We start from the raw sequence: 13,128 nt of genomic DNA, 5'->3' as shown, positions 1-13,128 counted from the left end.
AATATTAAGAAGAATAAAACTCTGAAAATAGCTTTTAAAAGTTTATTTAATTTTCTCGAAATACTCCATTACTCTCAGTTCGGTTGATGTTTGTAATTGAATAGAATTAGTGTAAAGTTCTACCCGTAAACTCCGATAAAGTTCAACCGCATTTGCTAAACTTTCCAAGAGCGATTCTCTGTTATATTCAGGAATTGTATTTCGGAGTGCCACAAAATCTTCGGACAATAATTGCGTTTCAACCTTACGTACACCTCTCGGCAAATTACCGTTTTTGATGTGCAACAAAGGCCCCAAAACAACCATTCGTACGAAACCCATGAAATCAAGAGCTTCGGTGTATTCTCCTCGTCCGATTTTTAGCAAAGCATAATGCACCCAAATCCAAAAACGGTCCTCGAGCCATTGATAGTCGGGATAAGGAAACTGATAAGTTGTTTGCTCAATAATTTTTTGTAACTGTCCGTCGGTATCGAGTAAAATAACAGGGTTTTCGATGCGATGTGCAAACTCTTCGATGGTCAGAAACTTAATATCGACGTGGAGTAAAGGATTATCATAAAGGCAAATTAATACTCGTGGCTCACCTACGTGTTCGCCCGTGAAACCCGATAGAAAATTACCCAGTTTTTGAGCATAATCAATCATCAACGATTTATCATGCGAGATTTTTTGTTTCGTTACCAAAACCAAATCAAGGTCTGAAAACTCATCAATTTCATTCGTAAGCCAAGAACCCGCTACGGCTAAGCCAATCACTGATTCATCGTTTCTGAGAATACTCACGCATTTTTGGGCAAATTCCTGCTGTATGGTCATATTATTTGTTAGATTTTATCACCAAATTTAACGAAAATATCTCGCCGAAATCAACTTTAAACCTCAATTAATCGCTTTATCGACCGCATTAATCTCAAAATTTTGTGCACCCCAATTATTACGTATATCTTTAGCCTTCAACAAACTAAACACATCTATATTGTATGAAAAAACTCCTACCTATTGTTGCTCTTAGTATGTTTTCGTTGGGTATTGCCAATGCTCAAGAAGAAAAAATTGATGTAGAAACAACCAAGAAAATTCGTCAAGAAGGGCTTCAAAATTCAAAAGTAATGGATATTGCTTTTCATTTGACCGATGTGAACGGACCTCGTTTGCAAGGCTCACCTGGGTACATGAAAGCTGCCAATTATGCCAAAGGAAAATTATCAGAATGGGGCTTAGAAGATGCCAAACTCGAAGCGTGGGGCGATTTTGGGAAAGGCTGGGAACTCAACAAAAGCTACGTGGCCATGACCGCTCCTTATTATCGACCTTTGATTGCATACCCAAAAACATGGACGGCTGGCACGAAAGGAAAACTAAAATCGGCTGAGATTTTATTAATTGATGAAACCGATACACTTGGCCTTGAAAATTATCGTGGAAAGCTAAAGGATAAAGTAATTTTACTCTATAAAAATGATAAAATTCAACCCTCTTTCAAGCCTGATGCGAGCCGTTATACTGATGAAGAATTAGAGAAAATGGCTACCGCAACACCAACTACTACTACTGCACCCGATACGGCTTTCCGCTCAATGATGCAGGCGATGCGTAGAACTAATATGCTTTCTACGAAAACCAAAGATATGGCCAAAAAAGAAGGTGCTTTGGCACTTTTGAGCATGAGTGCCAGAGGAAAAGATGGTACTTTGTTCGTTTCGAGTGGAGGTTCATACAAAGCCACCGACCCCGAAGGTTTGCTTGATATTATGCTTGCTGCCGAAGATTATTTATCGCTTTGCCGATTGACAAAAGCTGGAATTCCAGTAAAATTAGAATTAGATGTAAAAACAAAATTTTATACCGAAGATTTGAAAGGCTATAATGTTTTGGCCGAAATCAAAGGTACTGACCCAAAACTGAAAGAAGAAGTTGTAATGTTGGGAGCTCACCTCGACTCATGGCAGAGTTCGACTGGTGCAACTGATAATGCTGCGGGTTCGGCGGTGATGTTGGAGGCCGTTAGAATTTTGAAAACTTTGGGTGTTCAGCCACGTCGCACAATCAGAATTGCACTTTGGAGTGGCGAAGAACAAGGGCTTTTTGGTTCGAGAAATTATGTGAAAAATCATTTAGCTGACCCGAAAGACGCTAAAAAAAGCAATGCCGAAGGCGAGAAAGTAGCTGCCTATTTCAATGTTGATAACGGAACTGGTAAAATCAGAGGTATTTATTTGCAAGGAAACGAAGCTTGTCGCCCGATTTTCACGAAATGGTTTGAGCCTTTCAATGATTTAGGAGCAAAAACAGTTACGATTAGAAACACTGGCGGAACCGACCACCTTTCATTTGTGGGTGTTGGTATCCCAGGGTTTCAATTTATTCAAGATGAAATCGAGTATAACACTCGCACGCACCACACAAACATGGACTCGTACGACCATCTTCAACCCGAAGATTTGAAACAAGCGGCAACTATCGTGGCTTCATTTGTTTATAACGCAGCCATGCGTGACGAAAAATTACCGAGAAAGAAATAATAATCTCAAATACCAAAACGACCGCCTCGAATTTACATCTTGGCGGTCGTTTTGTTTTTAAGGCAATCACTTATTCAACAGTCTCATTTTCAGAATCGGATAAGGTTTATTGCAGCCATCGAGTGGCGTGCGGTCGTATTGTACAAAACCTAATTTTTGATAGAAACCAACTGCACTCGTATTATCTTCGTTGACATCTACTTCATTGACCTTGCGTTGCTCAATGGCGTATTTTGTCATAGATTTCCCTAAACCTTTTCCAATATAGTTAGGTTTCAGAAATAGCATTTCGAGTTTTTGTTCGGCTATTCCCATAAATCCAATAAGCTGATTTTTGTCCGAAAAAGCACAATAAACCTCAAATTCATTAAAATCTATCTCTTTTACTAACGATTTATAGAATTCTATATCTGCTTCGCTCAAAAAAAGATGCGTCGCTCTGACAGAGCTTTCCCAAACCTCAATTATTTCATTGCGGTAGCTATCTTCGTAGGGCTTTAAATTCATGATTTTTATGCAATAACCATTTTATAAACATTGGTTTCTCGTTTATTGAAGCCCACTCTCGGATAAAGTTTATTGGCCGCAATTCGGCTTGGGTGCGAAGTAAGCATCAATAATTTTACATCTTTGGTTTTCACAAATTCGATGGCGTGCTGCACCAGTTTTTCGCCTATACCTTGCCCACGATAGGTGTCATCTACTACTACATCTTCAATCCAAGCTTTTTTGCCCGTTGGGCTGTAATACATGCCTACGGTTATCATTCCCATAATATTTACGGCCTCATCATACGCCAAAAACAAATGGCTATTCTCTGATGCTACGAGGGCCGTAAGGGTTTCGGTAGAAGCCGTATAGGGCGTAGTTACAAGCAAATCAATGAAATGTTGAATGGCTGTTTGTATGGTTGGTGTAAGGGTGGTTATTTCTTTGATAGTCATTGGGTATCTATTTTTCAAATATATAAACTTTTGCATTGGCAGGGTTACCAAAACCTTTGCCTTTAAAACCTCTTGTTTTTAACTCTTTTTGCAAATACATCATCACAAACCCATGACTCACTACAAGCGTTTGTTTTTCTTCTTGCAATAATAGTTCATCAACAAAGGTCTTAATCGTATTTCTAAATTTTTTTAGCGTATCGTCTTCGGAAGAAGATTTAATACGAATCACTATTGCCCAGACGATAAATGGAAGTTTTAAATTTGTATTAAGTAAAGGAAAAACTGCCAATTCTTTCAATTCATCAATTACTTCAATTTCTCCATCGAAAATTGTTTTTGCAGTTGTCAAAGCTCTCGGCAATGGACTACTCAAACACCTTTCCCAATTTACATTTTTCAAATCTACTGTTTGATGCTCCACATCGGCTAAATCGTATCCCGAAAACCATTCGATAACCTCCGATGCAGTTAATAGTATCTTTTTTGGTGCTTTATGCTTTACTTTAAAGTGTCTGACTAATCCAATTTTCATTTCAAGACGGATATAATTTTTTGAGAGAACTCACCGAAATATCAATCAGCTCATTAAGCACATCGAGATTAATATCCGAGAGCTTTTTTACATAAATACAGCCTTTACCAGATTTAGTTTTACCCAATTTTTGCAATAACTCTTCTCTTTGTTCGGCTGGTACATGAAGATACAACGAAATAGCCGAAGCCCGTGGCGAAAACGCTGCTAATGGAGCGTCGCCCTCGTGTCCGCTGGCGTATTTGTAATGATAACTTCCGAAACCAATGATACTTGGTCCCCAAAGAATAGCTTCAAAGCCAGTATATTTTTTGAAAATATCTACTAATTTAAAAGCATCGCTGCGTTTGGTTTCGTCGTTGATTTGATTGATAAAATCACTGATACTGGCTTGAGTTTCGGTGGTTTTGTTGGTTGCCATAGTCTTTTAAGAAAGAAGGTTTTCAGTCCTAAATTAACAAAAAACCTCTGCATACCAAAATATACAGAGGTTTTAAGATTTTTGAATAATTGAAGAAAGCATAAATTTGCTTTCCTGCGGACCGTTGACTGAAAACTGCTGACTAAACTTAATCCCAATCTTTCAATTGGCCGACTGGAGCAATCTGAACGTTTATAATTTCATTGGTTTTCTGATTCATCAAAAATGCTACTATTTGACAGTTTTCTTTCACGTTAATGCTACTTGGAAGAGTAATCTTAAATAATTTCTTATAAATTTTGCCATTCTTGGTTGTGGCCGATGGAATATTCAAGCCACCAATCAATGGTGCGATAGCATCACGAGCTACATTTTGATGAAGAATATTATCAATCATTGTTGGCAAATTATAGGCCTCATATTTTTGGAAAAGCGAATTTCGACTGGCATAATTTGCTTGCGGAAATCCAGCTACTTTATCTTCAACCAAGTAGATACCCAAACCGTAAGTTTCATCGGTAGCGGTGTGTACTTTTACATGGCTCAAAATCGTCAAATCGTTGCCGTTAAGACTACTTTCGATGGCAATTCCTGCCGCAGTTTTCTCTGTCTGTAATAAATCATTAACATTTACTGACCAGTCGCTTTCGCCAATTATATAGGTGCTTCCAACAATCGACTTCCTACGATTAACCATGCCCGAAGGCCAAGCAGGATACCCATATTTATTTTTTAGAGGGGTGAAAATCTTATCTTTATCGGCTGTCATTTCATCGTTGTAATGAATCTCAACGCTTATCACTCTTGGATTTATGGTTAGCTTATTAGAAGTTTCTTTAGCCAACGGACACCAACCGCACCAAGTACCCGAATGTTCTTCCATCAAAACCTTCTTCGTAAAATCTTGTGGAGTTTTGGTCGAAACTCTACTCACATAATCATACTTACAGCTGCAATCATCTTCGGTAGCGGTTGATTTGAAATTGGTAGCAGCTGCATCAGTACAACCAACATTTGGGTCGGTCGAAACAGGTTCGGTAATAACAATAGGTTCTGGCTCGGAAGCGGTTTCTTTGGTGCATTGTAAAAACACAAATGTGCTAAAAACAAAGACAATCGCCTTGAGAAGTATTTTATTCATCGTGATGTATGTTTTTTCGGAAATAATTACAAAAATCATGCCTTACAATGTTTGGCATCAGAATTGCGTTCTCAATCATAAAAACTTGCTTATCAAATGCTTGCTTTCGTTCGTGTTAATCAATTGCTCTTTTTTCTGCTTTTAGTTTCGTTGAAGCTTTCGGCTCAGAAATCCCTACCCGATGTTTCAATCAAAGATTTACAAGGTCTGAGTTTTTCTACCAAACAACTCGGCGAAAGTTCTCAGCCAACAATCATTAGTTTTTGGGCTACTTGGTGCAAGCCTTGTTTGCAAGAAATGAACGCTATCAACGAAAATTTAGCCGATTGGCAAGCCGAAAAAAAAGTACGATTTATAGCAATTTCGGTGGATGATAGCCGTAGTAAAGGCCGTGTGCCGACGCTCGTAAATAGTAAAAAGTGGAAATTTGAGGTGTATTTAGATGAAAATGGTGATTTACAACGAGCTATGAATGTGCTGAATGTACCGCATACATTTGTATTGGATGCTAAAGGGAAAATAATTTATCAGCATACTTCTTACGCCTCGGGCGATGAAGAAGCCTACATCGAAGCCATCCGAAAAATCAAATGAGAAATATTATTAAAGCTTGCTTAATATGCTATATTTTAACTCCCCTGTTGGGGGTGGAGGGGGCTTTTGGCCAGTCATTTTCTGGCAGTTTTCAATCTGATTTTCAGCGATATATCAATGACAATTCTTTGATATATGAGCAATTAGAATCTAAAATCGCTTCAAATAATTATCTCACACTACAAGGTCAGTATCGAAAGTTTAGAGCAGGTGTAAGATATGAGGCATACCTTCCGCCATTGTTGGGCTATCCGTATAATTTAGAAGGCCGAGGCTTGGTTAATAAATTTATTACTTACCAAAATGATAAGATTACGGCAACGATTGGTAATTTTTATGAGCAATTTGGCAGCGGAATGATACTTCGCACACAAGAACAACGCTTTTTGGGTATGGATACTTCGCTCGATGGTTTTCAGCTAAAGACAAATCCAACTAAAAATTATACCGTAAAACTGATAGGAGGAAAGCAACGATTGGGCTTCAAACACGCCGATGGGGTAGTCATTGGGCTGGACAATGATTTTAGATTAAGTAAAGATTCGGCCAGCAATCAATGGAGCGGAGGCCTAAGTTTTGTGAATAAAAATGAACCTTATGACGGTATTCTGACCAGCGTCAAACCCAATGTTTGGGCAGTGGGAGGTAGGCTAAATTTTCAAAGAAATAATTTTAGTTTTTCTACCGAATACATCACGAAATCGGCTGATGCCACACCCGCTAACCGATACATTACCCGCCGAGGTTCGGGGTTGTTGCTGAGTAGTAATCTTGATTTTGAAAAACTTTCACTGGCTTTAAATCTTAAACGCATTGAAAACTTCGACTTTCGCAGCCAACGCTCCGAAACCCTCAATAATGCACTACTAAGTTTTATTCCTGCCACCACCAAACAACATTCTTATCGACTCCTGACGCTCTATCCGTACGCCTCACAAGTGATGGGTGAAGTAGGTGGACAAATTGACGTGGTTTACTCACCCAACGAAACAACTACTATCACGAGTAATTTTGCGGCACTAAATGCCCTCAACAAAAAAACAATCGAAGGAGAAGAAGGTTATAAGAGTAATTTTTTTGAGATTGGGAAAGAAAAATATTACCGAGATTTGAATATCGAATTCGAGAAAAAATGGTCGAAGAAATTTAAAACCAATATGGTTTTTGTCTATCTCAATTATAACAAAGGTCAGATTTTGGGAACTTACCAAGAAATGGTAAAATCTTATACGTTTATTTTTGATGCGACATACAAGTTCTTGAAAAAGAGAGCTTTACGCTTTGAATTACAGCATCTCGCTACCAAACAAGATAAAGGAAACTGGGCTATGAGTTTGATTGAATACAGTGTTTCACCAAAATATTTTTTCTATATTTCTGATGAAATCAACTATCGAAACTTTAGTTTTGAGAAAGTAACGCACTACCCAAATATTGGTTCGGCTTTTAGCTATAAATCGCACCGATTATCAGTAGGTTATGGTCGTCAGCGAGAAGGTCTGTTGTGTGTTGGCGGTATTTGTCGGCTTATGCCTGCTTACACGGGCTTTAGTGCATCGCTTACGAGTAGTTTTTGATAGAGAAACGTGAATAATTCAATGAGAACAATCAAGATTTTGTGCTTAATGTTGATTTTGGGACTGGAAGCATATTCTCAAAAACTACTGATGCTCAGCCCCGAAAAATTAAGCTTTTCTCCAAGTTTTAGCATTGTAGATGTCACCGATGCTCGCTTACAACGAGAAAATATCGGCCAAGCCTTTATCTCTACTTCCCAGAAAGAACCCATTAATTTTAAAACAGGAATCGAAACTGCTATCAAGAAATTTCTTTCGCAATCATTATCCAATAAAGAAACCCCACTGCTGCTTAGATACCGAATTCTTGATTTTAAAATAAGCGAATCGAAGCTACCAAACGGAAATTTTTCGGGCCAAGTCCAATTAAAAGTTGCCTTTGACCGAATCGGTAAAAAAGACACCGTTTTCCTTACCGAAACAACCATAGGCACTTCGTTTATTCGTTCTGACCCTCAAATGTCCAACAGCAGATACGAATCAATTTTGGGTTCTATCTTTGGTAAATCGGTTGAATATTTCGATAAGTGGCTTACGCTCAATGGCAGTAAACACGAAGCACTCATCAAGGGTGTGAAGATTATCTTTTTGCCCGAAAATGATGCAAACGATAATGACACGATTTATTACCACACCCGAAAAATAAACTGGGATGATTTCAGAGGGAAACCAACCAATACTCGCTACGGAGCAGCCATCTTTGCCAATTTTGCTTATGGAGCAAGTTTTCAAGTCATTGATAATTACATTGTGGCTAAAATTTCGACCAAAACCTATATGGTGCGAGGAATGTCGTGGGTTCAGCCAAACGCTTTGAGCGATTACGCTCTTGCACACGAACAACTTCATTTTGATATTGCCAAAGTTGTCACGGAGCGGTTTAAGAAGAAAATTTCGGCGATGCAAGCCGATTTAATTATTGACCTCAATAGCATGATTCAGTACGAATATTTGGAATCGTATCGAGAAATGAATCAATTACAAAAGCAATACGATAGCGAATCGAACCATAGTATTTATCGACAAGGACAAGCAGATTGGGAGATAAAAGTGAAAAAATGGTTGAGTGAGAAAAGCTAAGAGATTAAAAAATGATTGGGAAACTTAGATTAAGGTTAAGAAATTAAAGAAAATTTTAAGTTTTTGAGTATATTTGCGGTCATTTTTTAACGAAATACAGTATTTACTGATGCGAAACCTTGTTTTGTTTTTTTTCCTATTATTTGTCAACATTGCTGGATTTGCCCAAATTACGATTAATCTGCCACTAACAAGAAGTGTTTTTCAGAGAGATAACAACAATACTTCGAGTATCTACATATCGGGTATTTATGAAGATGCCATCGAGAAAGTCGAGGCAAGACTTGTTCCTGTAAAAGTAGGGCAGGGTGTTGCTACTGATTGGGCTACCGTAACTGACAAACCACAGAATGGTTCATTTGTAGGCTCAATAAAAGGTACTGGTGGTTGGTATCAACTACAAGTAAGAGGCTGGAAAAACGGAGCAGTTGTAGCACAGTCTGCTGTTGAGAAAGTAGGTATTGGAGAAGTCTTTTTGATTGCTGGACAATCAAATGCCGAAGGCAAACGAAACTTTGGCGAAAAAGCTTCAGTTGATGACCGTGTAAACTGCTTTGATTATCAGAAACTTGATTTTTTAGATGAAATACCACCTTTTCAGAGTTTCTCGCACATCGAACGCACATCATCTATTGCTCCACGTGGGCAAGGAACTTGGTGTTGGGGAGAATTGGGAGATTTACTGGCCAAACGCTTAAATGTGCCTATTTTATTTTTTAATGCAGCTTACGAAGGTTCAAGCATCGAAAACTGGTATAGTAGTTCGATTGGCGTGGCAACCAAACACCCATTTTTTCAATTTACATTCCCTCGTGAAACACCATACTCATATTTACGAATTTCGCTACAATATTATATTTCTCAGTTAGGTTTACGCTCGGTTTTATGGGACCAAGGCGAAGCCGAGGCCGAACTCAATACAACTCAAGATTATTATGCAACAGCTCTCAAAAGGGTCATAGACAAAAGCCGTGCAGAATCTGGAAAAAAAATAAGTTGGATGATTACTCGAACCTCTTTGTTCAAAACTAATCAGCTTTACCCTACGGTGATAAAAGCTCAAAATAGCCTTATTAATCCAGCCGATTATATTTTTGAAGGGCCATACACTGATTCAATTCAAAATCCTCGTCCTGAGGGGGTACACTTTACCGATTCAGGAATTACTGATTTGGCAAAAGCTTGGGATGTAAAAATGAGTACAAGTTTTTTTAGTAAATCAGTACCGTTTTTAGCTTCGCCAATTATCGCTTTGAATGCTTCTTGCCAAGTTAATGATAAAGTAACTTTGAGTTTGCCTACTGCATATAGTTCGCAAAGGTGGTCGAATAATACTACTTCGCCCAATCTTGTGGCATCTACAGGTTCGTATAGTAGTATCGTAAGAGACCAAACTGGTAATTATTTCTTTACTTCGACCATTGATGTAAAGAAGGTGTTTCCAACCGTTAAGCCCTTCGCTTATGCCAAGAAAAGTCCACTATTCTGTGAAGGGACAAGTACCGATTTATTGACAGATACACCAGACTATGCTTCATTTGTGTGGAATACTGGCGAAACCCAAAAGCAAATCACCGTAAAAAATGCAGGCTCATATAGTGTGCGTGGTATTAGTGCTTTGGGTTGTGCATCGCCAGAATCAAATATTATACAGGCCCAAACGCTCCCATTGCCAGGAAAACCTGTAATATATCAAAGTGATATTGCAGTTTGTGAAGGAAATCCTATTACATTGGCTTCAACAAGTTTGAAAGAGAGTGTTTGGAGTACTAACGAAACCGCTCCTGTCATTACGCTTCGTACGGCAGGAGATTATCGAGTTACTGTGCGTCAGAAAGATGAAAATGGTTGTTTTTCTGCTGAGTCTGAACCTGCAATTTTTGCTATTAAGCCACGCCCCGAAACTCCCGAAATAATACAAGTAGGCCCCTATACATTACAGGCTAAGCAGAAAACTGAGGTAACCGATTTAGCCTATGAATGGAAGCAAGATGGCGGTACATCTGCCAATAAAACAGCATTTATCAAGATTAATGCACCAAGTTTTATAACCGTTACTGCACTCCGAAACTTCACGGTTTCTAACAAAACTCTTACCTGCCGTTCTAACCTTTCGGGAGCATATTCGTTTGTGCCAAATACCGAATTATCGGGTATTATTATTTATCCGAATCCAACGACCAATGGTATAGTTACACTCGAAGCAAAAGAAAATATTGAAGATTTTACGTTGACAATTTATGATAGTAGAGGGCGATTTATTTATTCAAGCCCAATTCCAAATCTAACCGAACGTCGAGTGGTAGATTTATCGAATTTAGGGCCGGGCAGATACATCGTGAAACTGACTCATGGAGTGTTTGTCGAAACGAAGAATATTGTAATCATGAAATAAAATCAAAACCAGTAAGAATAGCGATGAATCTTTGCTATCCTTACTGGTTAGTTTCTTAACTTTCTTTCTCCAAAAACTCCTTAATTCGGTGGGTTTTATCTTTTCCGATTAATTTTATTAGTTCTTCTTCTGGAGCATTCTTAATATTAGAAATAGTCTTGTATTGTTTCAAAACTTTTGTGGCAGTCAGTTTCCCAATTCCATCTGCACTTTCGAGGCTACTAATCAAGAAATTTTTGCTTCGGCGGTCACGGTGATGCGTGATTCCGAAACGGTGAGCTTCATCTCGACAACGCTGAATGAGTTTCAGAGACTCTGATTTTTTATCAATGTAAAGCGGTAGCGTATCTTCAGGGAAATAAATTTCTTCCAAACGCTTCGCAATGCCAATGATTGGAATTTGGCCGTAAAGTCCGATTTCTTTGAGGGCATCGCATGCTGCCGAAAGTTGTCCCTTCCCACCATCAATAATAATCAAATCGGGTAATTCGGCTTTTTCTTCCAGTAAACGACTATATCGACGGCCTACAACCTCTTTCATGGTTGCAAAGTCGTTTGGCCCTTCAACCGTTTTTGGAATGTAGTGGCGGTAATCTCTCACCGAAGGCTGCCCGTTGATAAAGCAAACCATTGCCGAAACTGGGTTTGTGCCTTGAATATTCGAGTTATCGAAACACTCGATGTGGCGAGGCAGATTTTTTAATTGTAAATCTTGCTTCAACTTTACCAGCACACGGTCACGTTTGTTGGTTGCTCCACTGGCAGCAATCGCTTCTCGCTCGGCTTTTTCACGCTGAAAATACATCACGTTTTTGAGCGACATTTCCATTAACTTCCGTTTATCGCCGATTTGTGGAACGGCAATTTCGGCTTTCATGTCAATTTCGAGTGGAATATTCGTCACAATTTCCTTCGATTCACTCTCATATTTTTGGCGAAGTTCCACAATCAACATCGTCAGAATTTCGTCTTCGGTTTCATCGAGCTTTTTCTTTACTTCCAGCGTTTGGCTTTGAGTAATTGTTCCGTTAATGACTTTCAGATAATTGATATAAGCTGAACTTTCATCAGAAACAATACTGAAAACATCCAAGTCTTTAATGGCTGGATTGACAACCGTGGCTTTGCTTTGGTAATTTTGGAGAAAATCCAGTTTTAGCTTAAACTGATGTGCTTCTTCAAAAGCCAATTTAGCTGCCGATTCTTGCATTTTTTGTGCAAAATATTGTTTAGCAGGAGCAATATTACCTTTCAGAATATGGTGTACCTGCTCAATTTCTTTGTTGTATTCTTCCTCTGGCTGGCGATTTTCGCACGGCCCTTTACAGTTGCCGATGTGGTATTCTAAACAAATTTTATATTTTTTTGCTGCTACATTTTCTTCCGAAAGATTCAGAATACATGTCCGAATCGTATAAAGTTGGCTGAACATTTCGAGCAGGGCATACATGGCTTTTGAATTAACAAATGGCCCGTAAAGTTTGCCTTTACTTTTATCTTCCATGCGGCGAGTGGTAATAACTCTCGGGAAACGCTCGTTGGTTACGCACACATACGGGTACATTTTATCGTCTCGCAGTAAGATATTAAAGCGAGGTTGATATTTTTTTATGAGCGTGTTTTCAAGCAAAAGGGCATCGTATTCGGTCGGAACGATGGTAAACTCAAGTTTACGAATATTTATTACCAAACGACGAGTTTTGCGGTCATGCCTATTGAAGTTATAAAAATAACTACTTACCCGATTTTTTAGATTTTTAGCTTTTCCAACATAAATTACTTCGCCAGTTTCATCAAAATAGCGATAAACCCCCGGTTCTTCGGGAAGTTGTGGAAGCACAGATTTATAATCAAATGTTATTTCAGACATAAATGTATTTGACTGATGTAAGAAACACGTTCTTATTAAACAGTCT

Annotated in this window: 12 protein-coding genes; 5 read left to right on the top strand and 7 right to left on the bottom strand. The window is 38.6% G+C overall.

Annotation, left to right across the window (positions count from 1 at the left end; translation table 11 throughout):
* Nucleotides 1–42: 42 nt before the first annotated feature.
* Entirely contained in the window at nucleotides 43–819 is a 777-nt protein-coding gene (locus IEX65_RS01995) for an aminoglycoside 6-adenylyltransferase (RefSeq protein ID WP_188764123.1), read from the bottom strand.
* Nucleotides 820–983: 164 nt separating this feature from the next.
* On the opposite strand from IEX65_RS01995, the gene IEX65_RS01990 reads away from it, so the two are divergent.
* A complete protein-coding gene (locus IEX65_RS01990) occupies nucleotides 984–2,525 on the top strand; it encodes a M28 family metallopeptidase (RefSeq protein ID WP_188764120.1) in 1,542 nt (513 codons plus the stop codon).
* Between the two features lie 66 nt (nucleotides 2,526–2,591).
* On the opposite strand, the gene IEX65_RS01985 is transcribed toward IEX65_RS01990, so the two are convergent.
* The 5 genes from IEX65_RS01985 to IEX65_RS01965 all read right to left on the bottom strand — a co-directional run bounded on the left by IEX65_RS01985 (nucleotide 2,592) and on the right by IEX65_RS01965 (nucleotide 5,566).
* The gene (locus IEX65_RS01985; RefSeq protein WP_188764118.1) at nucleotides 2,592–3,032 is read right to left on the bottom strand and encodes a GNAT family N-acetyltransferase; all 441 of its coding nucleotides are present in this window, start codon (nucleotides 3,030–3,032) and stop codon (nucleotides 2,592–2,594) included.
* Nucleotides 3,033–3,037: 5 nt separating this feature from the next.
* Nucleotides 3,038–3,469 carry a GNAT family N-acetyltransferase gene (locus tag IEX65_RS01980; protein WP_188764116.1) on the bottom strand — a complete coding sequence of 144 codons (432 nt, stop codon included), beginning with the start codon at nucleotides 3,467–3,469 and terminating at the stop codon, nucleotides 3,038–3,040.
* Nucleotides 3,470–3,476: 7 nt separating this feature from the next.
* The gene (locus IEX65_RS01975) at nucleotides 3,477–4,004 is read right to left on the bottom strand and encodes a histidine phosphatase family protein (protein WP_188764114.1); all 528 of its coding nucleotides are present in this window, start codon (nucleotides 4,002–4,004) and stop codon (nucleotides 3,477–3,479) included.
* Between the two features lies 1 nt (nucleotide 4,005).
* Nucleotides 4,006–4,425: a DUF1801 domain-containing protein gene (locus IEX65_RS01970; RefSeq protein WP_188764112.1), complete on the bottom strand. Its 420-nt coding sequence runs from the start codon at nucleotides 4,423–4,425 to the stop codon at nucleotides 4,006–4,008.
* A 148-nt stretch (nucleotides 4,426–4,573) separates the two neighbouring features.
* Nucleotides 4,574–5,566 (bottom strand): Omp28-related outer membrane protein, encoded by a 993-nt coding sequence (locus IEX65_RS01965; RefSeq protein ID WP_188764110.1) that lies wholly within the window; start codon nucleotides 5,564–5,566, stop codon nucleotides 4,574–4,576.
* 96 nt (nucleotides 5,567–5,662) lie between these two features.
* Between IEX65_RS01965 and IEX65_RS01960 the strand changes: the two genes are divergently transcribed.
* The 4 genes from IEX65_RS01960 to IEX65_RS01945 all read left to right on the top strand — a co-directional run bounded on the left by IEX65_RS01960 (nucleotide 5,663) and on the right by IEX65_RS01945 (nucleotide 11,212).
* Nucleotides 5,663–6,160 carry a TlpA family protein disulfide reductase gene (locus IEX65_RS01960; RefSeq protein ID WP_188764107.1) on the top strand — a complete coding sequence of 166 codons (498 nt, stop codon included), beginning with the start codon at nucleotides 5,663–5,665 and terminating at the stop codon, nucleotides 6,158–6,160.
* Nucleotides 6,157–7,737, top strand: a complete 1,581-nt coding sequence (locus tag IEX65_RS01955; protein WP_188764105.1) for a DUF6029 family protein — start codon at nucleotides 6,157–6,159, stop codon at nucleotides 7,735–7,737. The genes IEX65_RS01960 and IEX65_RS01955 overlap by 4 nt, the downstream gene beginning before the upstream one ends.
* A gap of 21 nt (nucleotides 7,738–7,758) precedes the next feature.
* Nucleotides 7,759–8,817, top strand: a complete 1,059-nt coding sequence (locus IEX65_RS01950) for a DUF922 domain-containing protein (protein ID WP_188764103.1) — start codon at nucleotides 7,759–7,761, stop codon at nucleotides 8,815–8,817.
* A 109-nt stretch (nucleotides 8,818–8,926) separates the two neighbouring features.
* A complete protein-coding gene (locus IEX65_RS01945) occupies nucleotides 8,927–11,212 on the top strand; it encodes a T9SS type A sorting domain-containing protein (protein WP_188764101.1) in 2,286 nt (761 codons plus the stop codon).
* Between the two features lie 55 nt (nucleotides 11,213–11,267).
* Here IEX65_RS01945 and uvrC read toward each other — a convergent pair whose 3' ends face one another.
* Nucleotides 11,268–13,082, bottom strand: a complete 1,815-nt coding sequence (gene uvrC / locus IEX65_RS01940) for an excinuclease ABC subunit UvrC (protein WP_188764099.1) — start codon at nucleotides 13,080–13,082, stop codon at nucleotides 11,268–11,270.
* Nucleotides 13,083–13,128 lie beyond the last annotated feature (46 nt).

Source organism: Emticicia aquatilis, assembly GCF_014644295.1.
GTDB lineage: Bacteria > Bacteroidota > Bacteroidia > Cytophagales > Spirosomataceae > Emticicia > Emticicia aquatilis.
This window is presented reverse-complemented; position numbering and strand designations above follow the sequence as displayed.